The organism is Bartonella sp. AP57NXGY (assembly GCF_042195805.1).
Taxonomy (GTDB): domain Bacteria; phylum Pseudomonadota; class Alphaproteobacteria; order Rhizobiales; family Rhizobiaceae; genus Bartonella.
On the sequence record NZ_JBHIOZ010000494.1, the window covers coordinates 1 to 747 of the forward strand.

Sequence of the window (747 nt, forward strand, 5' to 3'; positions counted from 1 at the left end):
GGAATGGAGGGCGTTGGGGGAAAAGGGCTGTTGGCAATGAATAGGCTGATGATAGGTTTGTAATAGGCTTGTATAGGTTTTAATGGGGCGGTTTATCGGAAGTTTGTTATTTTCTGTGAATTTGCAAAATCGTAAAAACGTGGAACTGTAAAAGGGTGTGTGGTTGCTCAAGAGCCGTGATGGTTGTGGGGAGGATATGGGGAGAAAAGGTGCCAATGGAGGCGTAAAGGTTGGATTGTGCAATGCGTCAAAATTGAAATGGGGGAATGGAGGGCGTTGGGGGGAAAGGACTAATGGCAATGAATAGGCTGATGATAGGTTTGTAATAGGCTGATGATAGGCTGGTGATAGGCTTTAATGGGGCGGTTTATCGGCAGTTTGCTTGTTTTCTGTAAATTTGCAAAATTGTAAAAACGTGAAACTGTAAAAAGGTGTGTGGTTGGTCAAGAGCCGTGATGGTTGTGAGAGGGGGATAAGCCCGTGTGAGAAGGGTTAGAAAAACGTTTGGTTTTGAAGCTGTTGATATAGGCATGCTGTTTAGAGGCGTAAGGGAGGGGGATTGTTCGTTCTCAAAGCCTATGATGTAAGAGAGTATGAGTTATTTAAGAGGGTGTTCGGGTATGGATAGAGATTGAAGGGGCACTGCTTCTTTGCAAAGCAGAGGTATTGATCATAAGTTTTGTTTATTCATATGGTTTTTTATGGCATCCAGTACCTGTTGGCTTATCTCCTTATGGGTCAGCCATC

At 43.8% G+C, this 747-nt stretch carries 1 protein-coding gene; it reads left to right on the forward strand.

Going from position 1 to position 747, the window contains the following annotated elements; all coding sequences use genetic code 11:
• Positions 1-163 precede the first annotated feature (163 nt).
• Entirely contained in the window at positions 164-307 is a 144-nt protein-coding gene (locus tag ACFIL8_RS11655; protein WP_375681508.1) for a hypothetical protein, read from the forward strand.
• Positions 308-747 lie beyond the last annotated feature (440 nt).